This is a genomic window from Pseudoalteromonas sp. APC 3691 (assembly GCF_030408135.1).
Taxonomy (GTDB): Bacteria; Pseudomonadota; Gammaproteobacteria; order Enterobacterales; family Alteromonadaceae; genus Pseudoalteromonas.
This window is the reverse complement of sequence record NZ_JASDCB010000031.1, coordinates 31544-47519: the sequence shown is the minus strand read 5'-3', so window position 1 is coordinate 47519 and position 15976 is coordinate 31544. Positions and strand designations below refer to the sequence as shown.

At 39.7% G+C, this 15976-nt stretch carries 15 protein-coding genes and 1 pseudogene; 5 read left to right on the top strand and 11 right to left on the bottom strand.

The window, feature by feature from the left end; all coding sequences use genetic code 11:
• Nucleotides 1–233 (top strand): annotated as a pseudogene (locus QL998_RS11595) (IS4 family transposase); the annotation flags it as partial.
• Between the two features lie 44 nt (nucleotides 234–277).
• Here the strand turns inward: QL998_RS11595 and QL998_RS11590 are convergent.
• Nucleotides 278–2185: a beta-ketoacyl synthase gene (locus tag QL998_RS11590; RefSeq protein ID WP_182195531.1), complete on the bottom strand. Its 1908-nt coding sequence runs from the start codon at nucleotides 2183–2185 to the stop codon at nucleotides 278–280.
• Nucleotides 2186–2310: 125 nt separating this feature from the next.
• Here QL998_RS11590 and QL998_RS11585 point away from each other — a divergent pair, with 125 nt between their 5' ends.
• Nucleotides 2311–3321, top strand: a complete 1011-nt coding sequence (locus QL998_RS11585) for a helix-turn-helix domain-containing protein (protein ID WP_101217300.1) — start codon at nucleotides 2311–2313, stop codon at nucleotides 3319–3321.
• An 88-nt stretch (nucleotides 3322–3409) separates the two neighbouring features.
• Entirely contained in the window at nucleotides 3410–4636 is a 1227-nt protein-coding gene (locus tag QL998_RS11580; RefSeq protein ID WP_290192723.1) for an EAL domain-containing protein, read from the top strand.
• Between the two features lie 15 nt (nucleotides 4637–4651).
• On the opposite strand, the gene QL998_RS11575 is transcribed toward QL998_RS11580, so the two are convergent.
• Genes QL998_RS11575 through QL998_RS11565 form a run of 3 tightly spaced genes read right to left on the bottom strand, consistent with a single transcriptional unit; the run spans nucleotide 4652 to nucleotide 7684 of the window.
• A complete protein-coding gene (locus QL998_RS11575; protein ID WP_024600291.1) occupies nucleotides 4652–5164 on the bottom strand; it encodes an MgtC/SapB family protein in 513 nt (170 codons plus the stop codon).
• Nucleotides 5165–5172: 8 nt separating this feature from the next.
• Nucleotides 5173–6285 carry a GNAT family N-acetyltransferase/peptidase C39 family protein gene (locus QL998_RS11570; protein ID WP_290192722.1) on the bottom strand — a complete coding sequence of 371 codons (1113 nt, stop codon included), beginning with the start codon at nucleotides 6283–6285 and terminating at the stop codon, nucleotides 5173–5175.
• A 4-nt stretch (nucleotides 6286–6289) separates the two neighbouring features.
• Nucleotides 6290–7684 (bottom strand): RimK family protein, encoded by a 1395-nt coding sequence (locus QL998_RS11565; RefSeq protein ID WP_290192721.1) that lies wholly within the window; start codon nucleotides 7682–7684, stop codon nucleotides 6290–6292.
• Nucleotides 7685–7987: 303 nt separating this feature from the next.
• Between QL998_RS11565 and QL998_RS11560 the strand changes: the two genes are divergently transcribed.
• The gene (locus tag QL998_RS11560; protein ID WP_290192720.1) at nucleotides 7988–8326 is read left to right on the top strand and encodes a zinc ribbon domain-containing protein YjdM; all 339 of its coding nucleotides are present in this window, start codon (nucleotides 7988–7990) and stop codon (nucleotides 8324–8326) included.
• 273 nt (nucleotides 8327–8599) lie between these two features.
• Here QL998_RS11560 and QL998_RS11555 read toward each other — a convergent pair whose 3' ends face one another.
• The 7 genes from QL998_RS11555 to QL998_RS11525 all read right to left on the bottom strand — a co-directional run bounded on the left by QL998_RS11555 (nucleotide 8600) and on the right by QL998_RS11525 (nucleotide 13892).
• The gene (locus QL998_RS11555) at nucleotides 8600–8809 is read right to left on the bottom strand and encodes a zinc ribbon domain-containing protein (protein ID WP_024600295.1); all 210 of its coding nucleotides are present in this window, start codon (nucleotides 8807–8809) and stop codon (nucleotides 8600–8602) included.
• A gap of 198 nt (nucleotides 8810–9007) precedes the next feature.
• Nucleotides 9008–9325 (bottom strand): type II toxin-antitoxin system RelE/ParE family toxin, encoded by a 318-nt coding sequence (locus tag QL998_RS11550; RefSeq protein WP_290192719.1) that lies wholly within the window; start codon nucleotides 9323–9325, stop codon nucleotides 9008–9010.
• Entirely contained in the window at nucleotides 9313–9570 is a 258-nt protein-coding gene (locus tag QL998_RS11545) for a type II toxin-antitoxin system Phd/YefM family antitoxin (RefSeq protein WP_010555056.1), read from the bottom strand. The genes QL998_RS11550 and QL998_RS11545 overlap by 13 nt, the downstream gene beginning before the upstream one ends.
• Before the next feature lie 324 nt (nucleotides 9571–9894).
• Entirely contained in the window at nucleotides 9895–10371 is a 477-nt protein-coding gene (locus QL998_RS11540) for a GreA/GreB family elongation factor (RefSeq protein WP_007582643.1), read from the bottom strand.
• A gap of 181 nt (nucleotides 10372–10552) precedes the next feature.
• Nucleotides 10553–11488, bottom strand: a complete 936-nt coding sequence (gene secF, locus QL998_RS11535) for a protein translocase subunit SecF (protein WP_290192718.1) — start codon at nucleotides 11486–11488, stop codon at nucleotides 10553–10555.
• Complete coding sequence (gene secD / locus QL998_RS11530; protein WP_290192717.1) at nucleotides 11481–13319, bottom strand: protein translocase subunit SecD; 1839 nt, start codon at nucleotides 13317–13319, stop codon at nucleotides 11481–11483. The genes secF and secD overlap by 8 nt, the downstream gene beginning before the upstream one ends.
• A 108-nt stretch (nucleotides 13320–13427) precedes the next feature.
• Nucleotides 13428–13892: a hypothetical protein gene (locus tag QL998_RS11525; protein ID WP_290192716.1), complete on the bottom strand. Its 465-nt coding sequence runs from the start codon at nucleotides 13890–13892 to the stop codon at nucleotides 13428–13430.
• Nucleotides 13893–13993: 101 nt separating this feature from the next.
• Between QL998_RS11525 and QL998_RS11520 the strand changes: the two genes are divergently transcribed.
• Nucleotides 13994–15772 carry an ABC transporter ATP-binding protein/permease gene (locus QL998_RS11520; protein WP_290192715.1) on the top strand — a complete coding sequence of 593 codons (1779 nt, stop codon included), beginning with the start codon at nucleotides 13994–13996 and terminating at the stop codon, nucleotides 15770–15772.
• Nucleotides 15773–15976 lie beyond the last annotated feature (204 nt).

Below are 15976 nucleotides of genomic sequence, written 5' to 3'. Positions count from 1 at the left end.
TGTTATCTCCCAAAGCATGGAAGTTATTGTGGTTAAAGAGAATAAAAACACCATTGCCTGAAACTGCTCCAAATATGTCATGGGCGTATCAGGAACTGGCAAAGTTAGGAGGCTGGAAAGATACCAAGCGCACAGGGCGTGCATCTGTGAAAGTGTTATGGCAAGGATGGCTTAAGTTACAAGCCATCCTGGAAGGCTACGATTTAGCAAAATCTCTTGAGTCAGACTTGTGATCAAGAGACAGCTTAAAAAGCGCCTTGCTAACAAGTATGTGTGCTTAAAACATATCTTGATAGGAATTTGTTGTGCTAAACGTAATTGCTTTTTTAAAGCCCGGTAACTGAATACTTTGCTCGTCTATTACAATGTCGTTGTCGTCAATAAGTCCGTCGCCAAAGCGGTAAATAAGCTCATATTGGCCTAAATCAGCTTGAGCTTGATACATTTGTTGCGCGGCTTTAATTGCCATGTTTTTCTGCGCGTAACTACTCATAACTTCATCGCCATGGCGCTTAGCGAGCATTTGCATTGTTACTTTTGGTGAAAGTACGGTAGCTGTTGCATTATTACCGCCAAAGCCTTTTGAATTTATAAAAGCAATATCCATATCAGCGCATTCGTAATGGCTATTACGAATATCAAGATGATCGGTGTAAACATCATCAGCCACTTTATCAATTGTGGTAATACCCGGCATAATATTATGGCTAAATACACCTAAAGCTATCGCTAATTGGTCGCCACTTGCAGGAGCTATAGTATGACCAACATAGGCTTTTGGCGCTGTCACTTTCCAATTATCAATAGCGAACGTTTGTGCCACTTTGTGATATATCAGCGACTCTGTTACGCGGTTTAGTGGTGTACTTGAGCCATGCGCTAAAATAAAGCTACGTTCTTGCAAAGCTTCTTTGCCTAAAAGGCTCGTTGCTAAAGCAGCCGATTTAGCCATGGTAATATAGTTACCAGGACCAGGTGACGTGATTGATTTTTTTATGCCATCTGCATTTACAAATACATCCGGTACGCAGCCCATAATGTCAGCGCCTAGTTCAAGGGCTAAGGCATCGTCCATTAAAATAGCAACTTGTGCGCCTTCACCTAATGTAAAGCCGCAGTTGTCGCCAAATGGGCGGCTACTTTTGCGATAATCTGGTTCTTCATCACTTGATAAGTTATCTAAACGGCGCAAACCTTCAACATTTGCAAGTGCGCTCATGTTACCAAAGCCTTCAATCACTTCTGGTGTAATAGCACATTCAACACTTGCGACAACCGCAACACGTGTACGCCCTGCCTGTATGTCGTTAACCGCTGCACGTAAGTTGTATAAAAACGTAGCACAGGCGCCCGAAGTCGAAAACGTAGTCCCTACATTGCCCGTAACATACGCGTTAATAAAGTCGGTCGACATTGTATTTAAACCCAGTGCTAACTGCTTAGTGCTAACACGGTCGCCTTGTTGGCGCGCCTTTACTAAACCGCCTAAGCCTTTGTCGTCCATTTGGCCAATTACTGATGCTGAATAGGTACCAATTTTATCTGGCTCTACGCTATTCATAATATGCTGCCAATCAAGCCCTGTTGATTTAATAGCATCGGTAGCTGCAAAAATAGTAGCTTGCAAACCACGAGGCTGATAGCGGCTGTTATACATAACAGATGGATCAAACCCAGTCGGGAATTGCCCTGCAGATTTAATTGGATTATCACGTGTTGAGTCATGCTTAACATCTAAGTCGGCTGCAATAGTTACTTTTACTTTTTTGCCTTCAAGTTCTTCAACTTGCCAGCTAGCTGGAACAGGTGTAGGTAAGTCGCGAGCACGCGTTTCAAACACAATTGCGTTATCGCTTGATGCGTTTAGTGTCATTTTTTGCTGCCACGGTGTGGCATCTGCATCAAAGTGTTCTTTTTCAATTTTACGAATAAGCGTACCAGCAATAATTTGCTCACCAAAGCGTGCTTCTATGTCGCTTTGCTCAACATTATTACCTTGTGTATCTTGTAATTGGCCGTTTACAACGCTTACTAGATTCATCAGTGTGGCGAGGCCTAAGAATGTTTCACTGCGATCTTGAGCATTTAAACTATCTAACACGATACGGCGATAACCTTGATGAAAAGAAGTACGGCCAGCGGCGTTAATGCCACCCATGCCTACTATAACGGGTAATGCTGTCATAATTTACCTTTAAAAACGTGTTATTAGAAGAACAGGCAGTTTAAATGGATTATGCACTATGCATTGTGCTTTAATAGCCAAATATTCAGCACAAAAGGCCAAAATATACTGGTCGGAGCATTTATATGACTGAAAAAAACACTAATCCACCACTAAACATTGCTATAGCGGTATATCCGCATTTATTAGTTACCAGTTTAACGCTGCCTATTGAGATGTTAAGAGCCGGCGAGGCCTTTGCTAAAGGCCATCTTGATAAGCAAAGCTTTAGACCGCTTGCTATAAATTTAGTGGCTAAAAATGCTGAATTTATACCCACTCGCGCAGGCCTTGCGATAATTCCTGATTGCATAACAACTAACGCCCCCTACAGTGATTTAATTATAGTGCCCGGAATTTGGCGAAACCCGCGCCCTGTAGTGCGTACAAATCAAGGCGTAGTTGATTGGCTAAGCGAGAGCTTTAGCGCAGGCAGCCATATAATTGGTGTAGGCACTGGCAACTGCTTAGTAGCTGAGGCTGGCTTACTTGATGGGCACCCTGCTACAACCCATTGGCACTACGCCAATCAATTTAGCCACGACTACCCGTTAGTGCGTTTAAAACCCGACTTTTTTATAACCCAATCAGAACGCATGTACACCGTAGCAAGCCTTAATGCCCTTGCAGATGTGATCGTACATATTATTAGTCAGTACTATGGAAAAGCCGCCGCTCAACATGTAGAGCGAAACTTTTCGCACGAAATACGTAAACCCTATGAAGATCAACGCTACTTAGAAGGTGCAGTTGACCGTCATCCCGACGAGCTAATTGCGCAAATTCAGTTTTGGCTAAAAACCAATTTAGCCACCGAGTTAAACCTGCAAGAAGTCGCTGCCCAATTTAGCTTGAGCTACCGTACTTTTACCCGCCGTTTTAGAGCAGCCACTAATCAAAGCCCTATTGAGTATTGGCAACAATTACGCGTAGAAGGTGCGAAGGAGTTATTAGCATCATCAAATTTATCAATTCAAGAAGTGGCTTTAGAAGTGGGATATAACGACCAAGGGCATTTAACACGCGTGTTTAAAAAAGTATTAAGCCAAACACCCAGTGGTTACAGAAAAGTAGTTAGACGAAAGTTATTTGGATAACCAGCGACGGCACTCTAAATTGGCATTTTTTTATACATAAATTATACTCTTATCAATAATATAATTTATGCCATACCAAGGTAACTGCATGAAAGATAAACTTAGTAAGCACCTTTTTGATCCACAAAGCGATGCTTCTATTGAATCAAAGTTATTAAAGTTACTTTCACTCGTACGAAAACATTTGAGTATGGAAGTCGCGTTTATTTCAGAATTCACCAATACTGATCGCGTTTTTAAAGTGGTAGATAACCAAACTACAAATACCTGCGTATCCGTGGGTGATTCAGATCCAATTTGCGAAACTTACTGTAAAAAAATATCCGATAACGAGCTAGAACAAATAATCCCAAATACTCTTGAGCACCCTATAACCCGTAACATGCCAGTTACAGAAAAGCTAAATATTGGCTCTTATATAGGTGTACCTATTGTGTTATCTACAGGAAAAGTTTATGGCACTTTTTGCTGTTATAAAACCATATTAGATAATACCTTGAACGACAAAGATTTGTCATTTCTTAGGTTAATTTCTGAAATAGCTACAGAGTTAATCGAAAAAAATGTCCAATCTAACATTTTAAATAATGAGTCAAAATCGCTTATTGAAAATATTATAAAAACAAACGATATTACGATTTATTTTCAGCCCATATTTAATTTATCAACCAATCAACTTTCGGGTTATGAGTCTCTGTCACGCTTTTTTATTGAACCCTATAAAACACCTGACATTTGGTTTAAAGATGCTGAAAAGCTAGGTCTAGGAGAAGCATTAGAGATACTTGCTATACAAAATACATTACATTGCTTGGATAAATTTGATGAAAAAGCTTATATCACTATCAACACTTCACCTCAGCATATTTTATCAGGCTCAATAGACAAAGTATTACAAAGCATCGATTGTAATAGAATAATTTTAGAAGTGACTGAACATTCACCTATTTTAGACTACCAAGCGATGCGAACCGCACTTCAACCATTAAGAAACCGAGGTGTAAAACTCGCTATCGATGATGTAGGTGCTGGATTTTCATCTTTTCAGCATATTTTAGAATTAGAGGCAGATATCATTAAGTTAGACATAAGCCTTACTCAAAATATAAATACAGATCGTAGAAAATTTTTATTAGCTAAGGCACTATGCGGATTTGCCAAAGCAATTAATTGCTCAATAGTTGCAGAGGGAATAGAAAATCAAGAAGAATTAAGTACGCTGAGAAAGCTGGGCGTTGATAACGTGCAAGGTTACTTTATAGGCCGCCCTGCCCCGCTTGAAGACGCTATTCATTTTCAAACAGTCAGGCTTTAATAAAAAACGCCACTTTTAGTGGCGTTCTGAGTCGTTAAATTCTTTTCGATAATAGCGTTTTTGATAGTTTTTTACTTTAGTGTGTACGCCTTTGCTTAAGCTTTTAAATTTAGCCTCGAGTACGTCTACACCGTATAAAATACCGACCACCAGCACCGAGAGCTTTATTGCAGCGCCAAGGTTTTCGGTCGCTATCATAACGCCTATTGATGCAAGCACCCAGATGGTTGCAGCAGAGGTTACACCAACTACCGCACCATCTTTTGCGAGCATAACGCCAGCCCCTAAAAAGCCAATACCTGTAATTATTTGCCCAACTACACGAGAATGATCTATCACATCCCCTTGTAAATTAAACGCGGTCGATAAAAACAAATACGTACCCAAGGTTATTAACGCAGAGGTGCGAATACCTACAGGTTTGCCGCGCAATTGGCGCTCTATACCAATAATGGCACCGCAAAAAGCTGCAGTACCAATAGCTGCCCACGAATACGGGGCTACATCAATTAAATCTAAAAAAGTCACTGTTAACCTTATATTTTATTAGCTATAGCCACCGCCGTTCGTAAACGTTGGCTACCAAACGCTGACATTTTACTAAAATCACTTCGCGCAATAGGTACATATTGGCAATCTATTGCGAGCTGTTTATCACTACCCGGCTCACAAAACGGATCGTGAACATACACGCAGTGCTCATCAAGGTGCGTAACACACACCCAATGTGGCGATTTTTTACCATCAAAACTGTATGTACTAATTAATAACAGCACACTAAAGCCTTTACTTAACCACTGCTCAATATGCTCAAGCTCTACATCTTTATACGTAAGCGGTATATTTGCCTGTGCAATACCATCTACAAATTGTTGATGCACGGTGGCAAGTACCACTTTTTTGTTTTCGTTGCGTACGCCATCTAAAAACAAAGGCTCTGTGGTATTAACCATTACCTCGCTTTTAAAACCACGCTTATTAGCGGCAAGTGCCAAACCAAACGGATGACAACCACCATGACCCGATGTCATAAAAATGGTGGTACCTTCACGCCAAAGTGCTAACTCATGTGATTGGCTAAGCTCAGTTGTTGGCTCAAGTGCCCCCATTGCCATTAATAGTGCAGCAGGTCCGCATGTAAACTCGGTAGTTTGCTGATACCACGGCGTTAAACGCGCCACTTTTAACTCACTCGTTTGTCGAATGTTTTTTTGCATTCGTAGTGCATCACTGTGGTCATCGTAATAATCGCTATATTGGCCAAACACTCTGTAACCTAAACTTTTATAAAGCCCTATCGCACCTTCGTTATTTACAGCCACTTCTAAACGCAGGTAAATACGCCCGTGCTCACACGTTTCTTTTTCAAGGCTAGTAAGCAATGCCTTTGCAATCCCCTTACCTTGCATTGTGGGTTTTACAGCAAGCGAATACAAACGCCCTAAACGTGTGCCTTTATGGCACCACACTAGCCCATAGCCGCATATTTGCTCGCCATTTTCTGCAACGAGTAAAATACCATGCTTAGCACTTAGCCAGCGCTTTAAACTGCGCGGGCTCAATTTATCGTTATTAAAGCAAGCATTTTCAACGTCAATCAGTGCATTTAAATCACTGCTAAGCGCTTTTCGAATAACAAGGTTGCTCATGTTATTACCCACGGCCTCGTGCTTCTAAGCGTTGTTTAAATTCATCCATAATGATCATGTATAGCTCGTCACCCAAATAGCCGTCTTCTACTTTGTGATCAATACTTGGGTTGTCGTTTACTTCAAGCACGTATGCTTTGCCTTGATGCTCTTTAACATCAACGCCATATAAACCCCTACCCACTGTTTTACATGCTTTTAATGCGGCATCTAACACCGCTTTTGGTAGCTCAAAGGTTGGCAATGTTTCAAAGCCACCAGAGAAAAACCGTTTAGCATCGTGGTTATAAATTTGCCAATGGTTACGCGCCATTAAATAACGACATGCATAAATTGCACGACCATTTAACACACCCACTCGCCAATCGTATTCGGTATACATGTATTCTTGTGCAAGCACTAATGCGCTAAATTCAAACAGCTCTGTAAGCTTAGCTTCAAGCTCATCACGGTTTGATACTTTATAAACACCTTTTGAGAAAGACCCTTCAGGCATTTTTAAAACAAGCGGATACGTAAACGCTTCTTCTAATTGCTCAAGCGTTTCACTTGCTTGATCTGCCACTACAACCGTTTTTAAACTTGGCACTTTTTGATAATTAAACGCATCGTGTAAATACACTTTATTACAACAACGTAAAATAGACTCAGCATCGTCAATAACCACTAAACCCAGGCTTTGCGCTTTGCTTGCAAGGCGGTACGTTGGATGGTCAATCGCTGTAGTTTGGCGAATAAATAACGCATCAAACTGGGCTATGTTATCAATTTCGTCAAAGCTTAATGCTTGTGCATTAATGCCGTGTTTAGCGGCGGCTTTAATAAAACGTGCAATAGCGTCTTTATCACTCGGTGGTACTTTTTCGTTATGATCAACAAGTATTGCCATGTCCCATCTAAAACGACGTTGCACTGAGCCAATACGCCACTGCGTTTTAGTAAAGTTATCTAGCTTGGCTACAAATTCGCTGTACTGCTGCTCGCTTAAAGACGACATCGAGCCTTGTTGCAATAAGCCCTGTTCATCAACAAATAAAATAGGCGTTGGGTATTGCTTAAATACCGACTTAGCCGCTTTTGATTGTAAATCGTTCTGGGCATTACCAAAGTAAAGTGTGCCATCTATTTGGCCCACATTTAACATAGGGGCTTGACCACTACGCAATGCGTTTATGGTTTTTACACTTGGCAAAACTTGGTGCTTGCGCGCCTCAGCAAGTAACGAGCAATAGTAACCTTTGCTCAAGTATTGGCTTGAGTCGCACAGATTAATAATGCGTGTTTTTGGTTCATTTTGTTTTGGGTAATCACGTAAGTAGGTATTAAACGTAATTACATTTTCGAACGATTGAGCAAGCGTTTGCTCGTTGTTATCAACCACAATTAAGGTTTTAAACACGACTTTTCCTAGTTAAGTCAAAATATAAAAAGCATGCTTAGTAAAATACTAAGCATTATAAATAGAAACACCCATCGTACTAAGTGGGCATTGCGCGAATCACTTAATATGATGGGTGCTTTAACAGGTACCTACTGTACGAGTTAGCGCTTAAATTGCTTAAGCGACATGTGCTTTATATGCCCTTTTTTAAAAACGCACAAACGAGATATTTTTAGCGTGAAGATGAAAAATATTGATTAACTATATTTTCCAACTAATGCCGATTAAAATACGCAAAACAATACCTTAAGAGAGTTAAAAATGTCGCTGCCTGCTTGCCCAAAATGCCAATGTGAATATGTTTACGAGGACCAACAACTGCTTGTTTGCCCCGAGTGCGCCCATGAGTGGAACCCAAATAATATAAACGATGAAGCCGCCATTTTAGTTAAAGATGCCAACGGCACATTACTTAATGATGGCGATAAAGTGACTGTAGCCAAAGATTTAAAAATTAAAGGCAGCTCGCAAGTAATTAAAATTGGCACCAAAGCGGTAGTTAGAAGAGTGCTTGATAAAAAAGATCACGAACTTGATTGTAAAGTAGATGGTATTGGCGAAATGATGGTAACAGCGAAGTTTGTGAAAAAAGCTACCTAAAATTGGATATTTAAAATATAGGATGTTAGATGAAAAATCATAAAAATAAATTCATCCAAGCCTTATGCTCTGTCATTGAAGCTTATTATTAGTGCGTGTAATTGATTTTGTTTAACTGCTATTAGTTATTGCATATCTAAAGGTCCACCATACATTTAATAAGGCAAATTATCGCTTAGGTATGTTTAAGCATTTAACCTCCTCACCTTAATGAGGAGGTATCTCATGAACTGATCAGTTTACATTTCAGTTAAGGTGCTTTTTAAGCTTTGATTACCCAGTAAAGAAATCAAATACGTTACCAAGTGTTGATGATGAACCTTTATAAAATTCAGTAAAACTACATCGACTGCATGTCACAGCGGTGTACTTTTTATTTTGAACATCAAAAATTCTTGACCAAAAGCCACCCGAAACTCTTATTTCACCGGTATCAAATTCGTTATTATTACACTTAGGGCAAGACCAATTGTTATGTCTCATCTTTCAACCTCCATATTATTTATGTACGGTATATTAGACACTTAACGAACACGTGTAGCAATTTTTTTAATAAACAAACCATAATTTAGTTTTTATATTGGTTAAGTTGGAATTTTGATAAATGTTTGAATGGCTTTTTAATAATTGCTTTTTATAATAATTAGTATGGGGGTCATACTAATTTCACTCAGGGATTACCTACTTGTTAGCTGTATATTGAGTTAGCAACAAAAATTTTCGTAAGTCCCGCTCTTGTCTCATTACGTGCAAAATATATACTTTATCGTTATCTTTTTTGTAAAATATACGACAAGGATTCACGACCAGTTCAAGATAATTTAGGTTAGATAACTCAATTGGTTTTTTACCTGATTCAGGAAAGAGTTCGAGACGTTCAACTTTTTCAAATATTTTGGAAACCAATTTTTTCGCTGACTGCAAATTGCTTAATGCGATATATTCAGCAATATCGTTAAGATCATCCAAAGCTGGATTAGTCCAAATTATTTCAGCCATTTATTCATTTTATCTTTAGCTTCAACATTCGACATGGTTTCACCACGACTTATTGCCTGCTCTCCTTTTGCAAGAGACTCAAGAATTTGCATACGCTTTTGCATAAATTCATAATCATCAACATCTACTAAGTATGCAGATGGTTGCCCATGTTCAGTTATCAACACAGGTTCTTTAGAGGAATGAAGTTCAGATAATATCTTCGTTGCTTGACGCTTCAATGTTGTTACTAGTTCTACTCTCATAATAATCCCCAAACAAGTGTATCATTATAGTAGCACCGAGTGGCCAACTTGGGAAATACAACTAACGAGGCTGTAAAGCACTAAAATCAATTAAAAAGGGAGCACCTAACGTCAACCCTGCTCATTTTAAAACTATTAGGTACTTCTCATTATATGCCTTTGTACAAATTGAAATACACACCACGTTACGCTATAAAAGCATAGCTGTAGGTTGGATAAATGGCGAAGCCATACCATACGACAATTAATTTATGAATAAAAATAAGCGTTTATTGTGTCGATATGGCTCTGCCAGTAAACGTTTCTCTCTTAAAAACCAAAGCTTTATAAAATCTCTACCACCACATATTCGTGGGCTTTACCTGCAATTGTTAACGTAATTTCATCATCAATCTGTTTATTTAGTAACTGCTTACCCATTGGTGCGCCGGGTGTTACAACAGCAATTGCATGTTGTTTAACATTTACGGTTAAACCACCTGCTGCAGGGCCTAAATAAAACCATTTTTGCGCTGCGTTATCATCTTCTAAACATACCAGCGAACCGATAGCTATTTTGTCGGTTGGTTTTTCATTAAAGGCAGGTTCGAACAATTCTATGCTTTTATAGCAATCGTTTACGCGCTGGGCTTGGCCTTGTGCTAAATAAGCGGCTTCGAGCCCTAGGGTATCGTATTTATTTTCGGCTATGTTTTCTTCATGTGTGGCGGTGTCGTGCGCAGTTTTTGCCGCTACTTTTGCTGTTGTAAGCTGCGCTTCTAGCGCAAAGCGAAGATGTTCGATAACGTGGGTTTTATTCATGGGGATTAGTACAATACAGGCTGTAAAAATAAGGCAGCTAGTTTAACATTTTTGCTAGGCTTAAAACCATTGTTTTAAACCCCGCAAGTTTGGTGGGAATACTAGCGGGGCTTAAATTAGCATTAAACAAGCAAATTGCGGTTGGTTGGTACAGCTCTTTGCTTATGCTTTAGTAAAAACCTTATGGCATATCTAATAATGTTTGCGTGTGGGCATCTACTTTAACTTCGTAGTTTTTAGCGCTTAAGCCCAATAGCTCCGGCAAGGTTGCCGCTATACAAATAGACGAGAACGTACCCACTACAATGCCGGTAAATAAAGCAATAGCAAAGCCTTGCAGTGGTGCGCCTGCAAGTAACCAAACGCTCGCAACCGTTGCAAGTGTGGTACCCGACGTTATTAAGGTGCGCGTTAGTGTACTTTTAATCGCATTATTAATAATAGTCGCTGGGCTAAGTACATTGTTTGATTGAACACTTAAAAGCTCGCGTACTCTATCCCCTACTATTATTGAGTCGTTAAGTGAGTAACCAATAATAGCCAGTAAACTTGCCAGTACGGTTAGGTTAAATTCAATTTGTAATAGTGAAAATAACCCAAGTACGAGTATTAAATCGTGCACTAGCGCTACTACAGAGCCGAGTGCTAATCGCCATTCAAAGCGCACTGCTAGGTAAATCATTACTGCAACCATTGCAGCAAACATGGCTAAGCAGCCTTGATCAAATAACTCATCGCCCACTTGTGAGCCAATATAGGCCGACGATAAAACCTGTGCGTTTATATCATCATTTTGTGTAACGGCGCTTTGCCAATCAAGGTTATTAGCTGTTTTTGATGCACTTGGCGCTTCTCTTAATTGAAAATGGCTATTACCTTGCGCGGTTAGCTCAAACTCACCATTGTGATTTTTAGCAATAAACGATTGAAGCTCTTTTAGTTCAACGCTTTGGCTGGTTGTAAACTCTGTTAAATAGCCACCAGTAAAGTCTAGGCCAAAATTTAAACCTTTTTGCGCAAGCGTAACTACGGATAGCAGCACTAACATGGTGCTTAAAAGCATGCCCATAAAGCGTAAACGTGTGCCCGCCTCGTCTTTCAAAAAAGTGTTAAGCATGTACTTTTACTCCTGCATTTTTACCCATTTTTAAATACAACGTTTGGCTTAATATTTTTGATACGTACACACCTGTAAATACAGACGTTAAAAGCCCCAGTGCGAGTGTAATGGCAAAACCTTTAACGGGCCCGTAGCCTATGCCGTATAAAATAAGTGCGGTGATCATGGTGGTTATATTGGCGTCAAATATTGTATTTGCGGCTTGTTTATAACCCTCTTGAATAGCTTGATATGGTGCACGGCCTTGGCGACGTTCTTCTTTAATGCGTTCAAATATTATAACGTTAGTGTCTACCGCCATACCTATGGTTAGCACCAAACCTGCAATACCCGGCAGCGTTAACACAACCCCTGGTAATAATGACATTAAGCCCACCAGCGACGTTAAATTTAATATAAGCGCCACGTTTGCAATAAGGCCTAAACGGCGATACCAAAGCGCCATAAATGCAAGGGTAATACCCATACCTAACATAAGCGCGGCTAAGCCATTACTAATATTTTCGCTGCCGAGGCTTGGCCCTATTGTTTGTTCGTGCACAATTGTAACGGGTGCTGTAAGCGAGCCTGCGCGTAGTAATAATGCCAGATCGGCTGCCGCTTGTTGGCTTTTCATATTGGTAATACTAAAACGCGAACTTAAATGCTGAGCAATATTGGCTACGTTAATAACGTCGCTTTTTTTAACTACTTCGCCTTTAGCGTTTTGAGAATACTCAGAGTAAACCGTTGCCATTGGCTTCCCAATATTGGCTTTTGAAAACGCCGACATTGCATCCCCGCCTTGACCGTCTAAGCTTAGTTGTACCAGTGGTTTACCCCAATCGTCGCGGCCTATATTGGCGTTATCAATATGGTCCCCTGTAAAAATTGGCACAGGATCGAGCTTTATCGTTCCGCCCGATTGCATATTAAATGTTTGCCCGCCTATTTCTTTTAATTGATAAAAACCAAGCGATGCGGTTGCACCAATAATACGCTTAGCTTCGGTTGGATCTTGCACGCCTGGTAGTTCTATACGAATACGGTGCTTACCTTGTCGCTGTGTTACGGCTTCGGTAATACCTAATTCTTCAATACGTGAACGAAGGGTTGTAAGTGTTTGCCCCATTACCTCTTTATCAAAGCTGCTGCGGCCTTGCTCTGAATAACTAAATTTGGCAGTTTTAACGCTGCCGTTATTGCTTGTTACCACGGCTAAATTAGCAAATCGGCTTTGTAGCTCTTCAATAACGGGGGTTAACTTGTCGGTTGCATTAGGCAGTGCGTTTATTTCAAACCCATGCTGAGTTTGCTGCGCTTTAACGCCATGTGCTTTTTGCTTAATAATGATTGATTTAGCTTGTTGATACGCACTGACTAATTGCTCGTCAACGGCTTTATCTAAATCTACGTCTAGTACAAATAGCACACCGCCATTTAAATCAAGACCTAGCTTTATTGGTGATAAACCAAAATTTTGTAACCATGTTGGGCTGGTTGCATGCTCAACAATTTTAACTTGCGTGTTTGTATATTGCGCTTTTATAGCCGCTTGCGCCTGAGCGCTTTTAGTTGGCTCGTTTAAAAGTACATTAATAGTTGATTGCTTATCTAAACCCTGCTCAACCTCAAGCCCTTGGTTATTTAAAAAAGTAACTAGCGTTTTAGTGCTCGGTAAAGATTGCGTTTCGCTGTGCGGAGCAGCACTTATGTGCAACCACGATTTATTTGGATATAGGTTTGGTAATGCGCTGATAGCTAATAAAACCAGTACTATTAGCATGGCTATATAGCTTAATTTGAACTTAGCCGTAGACGGCTTTTTATCTTTTTTAAAACTTAACATGTTGAATCCTTATTGCCAGCAAAGCTAGCAACGTACTTTTTAAAAGCACAATTAATCTGCAGGCTAAAACTTTAAAAGTTAAAACCTAATAAAATTAAATAAGGAAAATTAAGCGTGGTAGGTAGTTACAGCTCTGTAGAGTAAGTTAACGTCTTTCCAGCCACTCAAGCGCGACTTTTTACTATTAGTTACAAGCGTATACCAAGGCTGTATAGGATTAACGGCTCTTGGTCGTAAGAATATATGCCTAACAAGATTTTGAGCAAAAAATTCAAAAACCACATCGTATTCTGGTTCACTTTGAACAGTGTGCAAAAACAATGATGAATTATTGGCAGTTAACCTTGGTTGGTGCGCGTCAAAATCGGTTTGATGCGTTTTTTTATGCTGCGTAATATCTACAGACTTACTAATAGGCTGTATTTTAGTTAAATCGCCAATATCAGTAAGCGAAACCTGCGTACTAATATTGATATTTAAATTTTGTGAGGCGCCCATAGCATTGCTCTGCACACTAAAAAGTGCAGCAACAAGTAGCAAAAAGGCAGTTAATAACACTCTAAATTTAAACATTCACGTTTTAAAACTAAAATAAGGGATGCGTAGTATATAAGGGCAAGCATTTAAAATACAATGCTTATTAATTAAGTATTTAGTTTTAACAGAGATCACTAATGCGCCCCAGACAAAGCAGTGAAAAACGACCAGACGCCATGAACCTACGCCAAAGTGTAAAAACGCTTTGGCCCTACCTTACAAAATTTAAAGGCCGTGTTTTTATTGCACTTATGGCGCTTATAGGCGCAAAAAGTGCCACGCTTTTAATGCCTTGGGCGCTTAAAGAAATAATAGACTCTGTAGATAAGTCGATTAACCCACTGATAGTTATTCCCGCTTTATTGTTATTGATGTACGGTGCACTGCGTTTTGCTAGCGTATTTTTAGGTGAAATAAGAGATGCTGTATTTTCGCGCGTAACCGAGCACGCCATGCGCGATATTGGTTTAAAAGTATTTAAGCATTTGCACTCGCTTGAACTGGCTTTTCATTTAGATAGGCAAACCGGTGGCATTAGCCGCGATATAGAGCGCGGTACTAGCGGTTTAAGCTTTTTAATGCGTTTTTTAATGTTTAACATTGTGCCTACTTTGTTTGAAATACTGACCGTTGCGATTATTTTTGGCACGTTGTTTTCTGTTTGGTTTGCGCTTATTACATTACTGGCAGTCGTTATTTATATTACCTTTACTGTGGTGGTTACCCAGTGGAGAAACCGCTTTATTAGAGAAGCAAATGCTGCCGACAATCAAAGTAATACCCGCGCCATAGACAGCCTACTTAATTATGAAACTGTAAAGTATTTTAATAATGAGCAGTTTGAAGCAAAAACGTACGACACCTTTTTAGCAAACTGGGAAAAAGCCCGTTTAAAAAATAGAATGTCGTTGCTCGCACTCAACTCAGGCCAAGCACTTATTATTGCCTGTGCTATTACCGCGTTAATGTGGTTGGGCTCAACAGAAGTAGTTTCAGGTACACTCTCTATTGGTGAACTTGTGATGATTAACGCATATATGATTCAGCTATTTTTACCGCTTAACTTTTTAGGCTTTGTGTACCGCGAAATAAGACGCGCGCTAACCGACCTTGAAAACATGCTTGGGCTACTTAACAAAAATCCACAAATAACCGATGCACTTAATGCAAAAGAGCTAAATGTTAGCCAAGGTGAAATAACATTTAACAATGTAAGTTTTAGTTACGATGCGCATCGCCCTATTCTTAATAGTCTTAACTTTTGTGTTAAAGCTGGCAGCAAAGTAGCCATTGTTGGTGCCAGTGGTGCAGGTAAAAGTTCATTAGCGCGACTGCTTTATCGTTTTTATGATGTAAGCGCTGGTGAAATTAGTATTGATAATCAAGCAATAAACTCAGTAACACTTAATAGTTTACGAAAAGCCATTGCAATAGTGCCGCAAGACACCGTGCTGTTTAACACTACTATTCGTGAGAATATCGCTTACGGCAGACCATCAGCAAGTGATGCAGAAATTGATGAAGCCATTGCTATGGCGCATTTAAAAGACTTTATAGCAACACTTGATAAAGGCGATAAAACACTGGTTGGCGAGCGCGGTTTAAAAGTATCAGGCGGCGAAAAACAGCGTATTGCCATTGCACGCGCTATTTTGAAAAAGTCTCCTATTTTAATTTTTGATGAAGCAACTTCTGCACTCGATTCTCATTCTGAGCAAGCAATACTCGCAGCAATGCGTGAAGTTGCCAGTAACCATACGAGTATTGTTATTGCTCATCGCCTTTCTACTATTACCGATGCAGACACCATTATTGTGCTCAAAGCCGGACAAATTATTGAGCAAGGTAAGCACGATGAGTTACTTACACTCGCCGGAGAATATGCCCGTATGTGGGAGCTTCAGCATAAAAAATAAATAGTGTGTAACCCCTCTTAGCTCGGATACTTTCAAGTATTCGAGCTAAATAAAGCTTTTATAGCACCTATTAGCCTTTCTCTTTTATTCTATATTAGTTTTATCGAGCACTGTGGTGATTCACCTCAAAAGGTTTGTTTGTATGATTAATATCAATAACAATCGATAAGTTAAATATTCGTAACAATAAATGATTCACTCCTA